A 4,937-nucleotide genomic window follows, 5' to 3' on the forward strand; every position below is an offset into this window, starting at 1 on the left:
TGAATGGGTTCATGTGCAGCTCCATCAGCAAAAGGGGATGATAAGTTTATCACCACCGACTATTTGCAACAGTGCCATGGAGCGTTATATTTGGACGATTAACGGTAAAAAATTCAGCGATGCTGAGCCATTAAAAGTGAAGTATGGCGAGCGTATCCGTATCAAATTTATTAATGACAGTATGATGGCGCACCCCATGCATTTACATGGCATGTTTATGCAGTTGGAGAATGGTCAAGAGTCGGTAGATATGCCGAATAAACACACATTGATTGTACCACCGGGTAAAACAGTCACTGCTTTATTAACTGCGGATGAGTTGGGCGAATGGGCAATCCATTGTCATTTGTTGTATCACATGAGTGCAGGAATGATGAACAAGTTGATCGTGGCAAATGTTAGCGATGAACAAGTGTCTACAACGCCAATTCAAGGTACAAATTCGACTCAAACTCACCAAGTAACTGAGCAAAAAGGAGCTGGACATGCACATCACTAATTTTGTATTTAAAGCGTTTTTTTCTGTTGCGGTATTGAGTTTAACAAGCTTAAGTTTGGCGCACGAAGGGCATCATTCAACTGCTCAGACTGATGGAAAAAATGTACCATCAATGAATCATCAAGCGATGTCTGAGATGGATCATTCACAGCATTCTCCACAAGAGCATGCACAACACATGCAGATGATGGGGAAAATGAATCATGCTGCACATTCAGCACCGATGAACCATCAACATGCAGGTCATCAGCCAATGCATCACAAATCAACAGAGAAACAGCAAGATCAAAAAGTACAGAAAGGAGATCAACATGCGCACCATTAATCTTTTTTCTAAAACTGTTTTAGCAAGCTCTTTGTTGATGGTCAGTGCAGTGAGTTTGGCACATAATGGTGAAGATCATAGTGCGCCTGAAAAAATGACAGTTGCTACATCTTCTAGTCAAAATCAGCCGATGCAAATGGATCGCTCTCAAATGAACCATAGCCAAATGAATCAGGCACAACATCAGGCAACATCTACGGTTAATCATTTACATCATGTACCAGATGCGAATGCTCAGCAGAGTTCGCATTATGATCATCGCTCAGAACACGGTGCGCAAATTTATGCGATTACGACAGTGGACAATAAGTGGCTTGTCAATGAAGATGGCACAGGTGATTTAAAGTCAGAGTTTGAAACCCGTATTGGCACAGATGAAAATAAGCTTTTTATTAAAATTCATGCCGATAAAGAAGAATCGCATGATGCACATTATGATGCCAAACTTTTATATAGCCGTATGATTTCAGACTTTTGGGATGCACAGATTGGTGCACGTTATCGTAGTGAAAAAGTTGAACTCAATGATCATCGCAAAGACACCGAAGAAAATGTTGATGCGGTGATTGGCTTACATGGTATGGCGCCATATTTCTTTGAAACTGATGCTTATCTCTATGCGGGAGAAGACAATTATGCGGGCTTTAGCCTAGAAACGGAACGTGATTTTCTGATTACGCAAAAGTTGATTATTCAACCTTATTTAGAGTTGGATGCTATCTTTAGTGATGACTCTAAATATGCGAAAAAAACTGGTTTAAGCAGTGCAACCGCAGGGTTTGAAACTCGCTATGAAATCAGTAAAAAGATCATGCCTTATATCGACATTGCCTATGAGTATTCAAAAGGTAATGATGAAACGTCGTGGCAAATAGAATCAAACTCTGAGAAAGGTTGGTTATATGGAGCTGGTGTTAGATTTAGATTTTAATTAATTTAATGATTACTAAATAGCTTTATTTAAATAAAACTCTAGCTTAATGTGGCCGGAAGCAAAATGTTAACTTATTTTGCTTCCTTCCATTTAACATAATGGCTGTTATGCGAAGTCGACTTGTTAGAACCCATTTAAAGTGTCTATATTCTCACCAATAAAAATGTCTAGTTTATGATGGTTTTTATCACCATGGACTGGATATAAATATAGATGCTTATCACTATGTCTGACAAAGAAATTCAACGGCTTGCAGTTCTGCAAGACGTTCGAGATCATCGTATTACCCAGGTCCGTGCTGCTGAAATCCTAAATCTTTCCACCCGTCAAATTACCCGGTTATTGCAGAAGCTCAATCAAGATGGTGTCTCAGGTATGGCACATGCCAGTCGTGGTCAACCTGGCCATCGTCGCCATGATGACTTGTTAAAATCAAAGTGCCTTTCCATTATTGCTGAACATTTGCTGGGCTTTGGACCCACCTTGGCGCATGAGAAGCTCAGCAGCATGTTTGACCTGAATATACCGGTAGAAACGCTTCGGCGCTGGATGACGGCCAATGACCTGTGGATTCCGCGATCCAAGCGCCTGAAGCGTCCATATCAGCCACGTTATAACCGGGATTGCTTCGGTGAACTGATCCAAATTGATGGCTCATATCATGACTGGTTTGAAGGTCGAGCTGCAAAATGCTGCTTGTTGGTTTATATCGATGATGCCACTGGAAAGCTGTTGCATCTGCGCTTTTGTGAGGCTGAAACGACCTTTGACTACATGCTTTCAACCCGAGCCTACATTGAACAATACGGCAAACCTCTAGCCTTTTATAGTGACAAGCATTCGGTATTCAGAGTTAATCAGAAATCCAGGCAAGACAGCCAAATTACGCAATTTGGGCGGATTCTGAATAATTTGAACATCGATATTATCTTTGCCAACTCACCCCAAGCCAAAGGTCGTGTGGAACGTGCCAACAGAACCCTTCAGGACCGTCTGATCAAAGAGATGCGCCTGGAAGGCATCGGTTCGATTGCAGAGGCCAATATATGGTTACCCTGCTTTATTGAGCAGTTCAATCAGAAGTTCGCCAAATGTGCGCGAAACTCAAAGAACCTGCATCGGCCATTAACCGAATCTGATCTTGAACTGGATGATATTTTTACCTGGCAGGAACCGCGTAAGGTCACCAAGAATCTGACCCTGACCTATGACAAGTGTATTTATATGCTTGAACCGACAGAGCTGAATCATAAGCTTGTTGGGCAATACATTTCATTTCTGGAGTACCCGGATGGTACTGTGGCAATTATGCATGAAGGACGGAAGATCAACTATAGCGTCTTCAATAAACTGGCTGGACTACAGCAGAATGAAGTGGTTGAGAATAAAAGATTAGGTTCGGTCCTGGCCCATATCCAGCAGCAACATGAGGAATTGGAGAAACAGAATAAACGTTCCCGTCTCAAGAAAAGTATGCCGAGTCGTAAAGCTCAGAAAGTTGTTATTGAACAAAGAAATTTAAATCCTGTGCTTGACTCTTGTAGTTAAAAACAGGACATTTTAAATGGTTTATCGCATAGACATTTTAATTGGTGAATAACACGACTTGAAATGCAATTTGCATTACAATATTCCTAGTACATTAAATACTTGGGAAATATGATGGCTACGTTAACTTCAGGATCGATGAAGCCCTTAAAGAAAAATCTTATTCAATCCTTAAAGAGCAAGGTATTGCACCTACTGATTTCTTCACTAGTATTCTTGAGTATGTTGCTACGACTGGGAAACTGCCTGTCAAAAAAGCTTTGCTTTCGGAAGAAGATGAAGAATTATTAGCTCTTGTCCGTAAGCGCATTAATGATCCTAAAGAGATGTTTGAGGAAGTCACATTAGATGACTTATAAGCTTTTACGTCACAAGGACTTTACAGCAGAATGGGAAAACTCCCTGTTGCTATACGAGATCAATTTAAAAAGAAACTAGCCAAAGTCATAGAGCAGCCACATATTCCAAAGAATATGCTTAGAGGCGATCTTGCAGGTTGCTATAAAATCAAATTATTAAAAGCTGGTGTCCGACTTGTCTATCAAGTTAAAGATGATCAGGTAGTTATCCTGCTCATTACCGTCGGAAAACGAGCTGATAGCATAGTTTATGACGAAGCGAAAAAGCGAATTAAAGACTAAAAATGGGAGCTTAAAGCTCCCATTTTTGGCTTCGTATAAGGTGTATTATGTTAATTTTAGGAAAGGCTCTAGACTAGCAGAATGATTATGTTAGTCTAGAGCATATAATTAACATTATTGAAGTATTTTACATGGCAATTTTTCGACATTCTTCTGCACACTGACGGCAAGCCTCAGCACATTTTTTACAATGATCATGTGAATGTTTTTCACACTCTTCCGCACAATATTCACAGATCTTAGCACAAAGCTCACAAATCTCTTTGAGGAAAGGTGAGTTATGTTGTTGCATACGCACACATAACTGACAAATATCTGCACATTCTAGACAACGTTGAATACATTCACGCATCATCTCTAAATCTTTTTCTTTTAAACAAGAAGTTGCACATTCAGTACAAATAAGTGAACAGTTTGTACATGCAGAAATACACTTTGAAAATTCCGTATTAATCATTTTTTACTCTCAACTTATATAATCAAAGAAATAATTAAAACATAATTTTTTTCTACTAATTATTTTAAATTATTAGTAAATGTAATACATAATGTTAATTTATATGAATAATGTTAATTTTAACTAAATCTTATTTATATTCCAAATTATTAAAAAACAGTTTTTAATTAGGATAGATGATCAAGTATCAAAAGCAGCTATTCTTAAAATAACTGCAATAATTTTATCACTTTAAAAATAGATTTTCCCTCTATTTAACATAATGGTGGTTATACGCAATACACTTGTATATTAATTTAAATATCAGATACTTAATAAAACCTTAAAAAGCCAAAAATGCCCAAAAAGCCGATTTTGAAACAAGTCGGCTTTTTTATGAGCAGTTTTGAAATATTTTGCCAATAAATTTGACTAAAAATTACGCTTCTCAGCTTGAGTGATACAATTTTGTGATACATTATTGTATATACAAATTTGAATGTTTTTTATGGAACAGTATTTTGAATGGGATGAGGCTAAGAATCGAAAGAATC

6 protein-coding genes and 1 pseudogene are annotated in these 4,937 nt (G+C 38.2%); 6 read left to right on the top strand and 1 reads right to left on the bottom strand.

What is annotated here, in order from left to right:
- From HX124_RS17620 to HX124_RS17645, 6 genes and pseudogenes are all read left to right on the top strand, one after another.
- The coding region (locus HX124_RS17620; RefSeq protein WP_286384285.1) for a multicopper oxidase domain-containing protein at positions 1–499 on the top strand (499 nt) is incomplete at its 5' end.
- A complete protein-coding gene (locus HX124_RS17625; protein ID WP_004897649.1) occupies positions 486–824 on the top strand; it encodes a hypothetical protein in 339 nt (112 codons plus the stop codon). The genes HX124_RS17620 and HX124_RS17625, both read left to right, overlap by 14 nt.
- Positions 811–1,755 (top strand): copper resistance protein B, encoded by a 945-nt coding sequence (locus HX124_RS17630; RefSeq protein WP_154320112.1) that lies wholly within the window; start codon positions 811–813, stop codon positions 1,753–1,755. The genes HX124_RS17625 and HX124_RS17630 overlap by 14 nt, the downstream gene beginning before the upstream one ends.
- A 216-nt stretch (positions 1,756–1,971) precedes the next feature.
- Positions 1,972–3,306, top strand: coding sequence for an ISNCY family transposase (locus HX124_RS17635; protein WP_104488254.1), 1,335 nt, complete (start codon positions 1,972–1,974; stop codon positions 3,304–3,306).
- Between the two features lie 98 nt (positions 3,307–3,404).
- Positions 3,405–3,665, top strand: a complete 261-nt coding sequence (locus tag HX124_RS17640) for a type II toxin-antitoxin system RelB/DinJ family antitoxin (RefSeq protein ID WP_286384288.1) — start codon at positions 3,405–3,407, stop codon at positions 3,663–3,665.
- Positions 3,655–3,947: pseudogene (locus HX124_RS17645) on the top strand (type II toxin-antitoxin system RelE family toxin). Before HX124_RS17640 ends, HX124_RS17645 begins: the two are co-directional and overlap by 11 nt.
- A 127-nt stretch (positions 3,948–4,074) precedes the next feature.
- Here the strand turns inward: HX124_RS17645 and HX124_RS17650 are convergent.
- Positions 4,075–4,404 (bottom strand): four-helix bundle copper-binding protein, encoded by a 330-nt coding sequence (locus tag HX124_RS17650; RefSeq protein ID WP_016658833.1) that lies wholly within the window; start codon positions 4,402–4,404, stop codon positions 4,075–4,077.
- Positions 4,405–4,937: the final 533 nt, after the last annotated feature.

The organism is Acinetobacter sp. 226-1 (genome assembly GCF_030329325.1).
Taxonomy (GTDB): domain Bacteria; phylum Pseudomonadota; class Gammaproteobacteria; order Pseudomonadales; family Moraxellaceae; genus Acinetobacter; species Acinetobacter sichuanensis.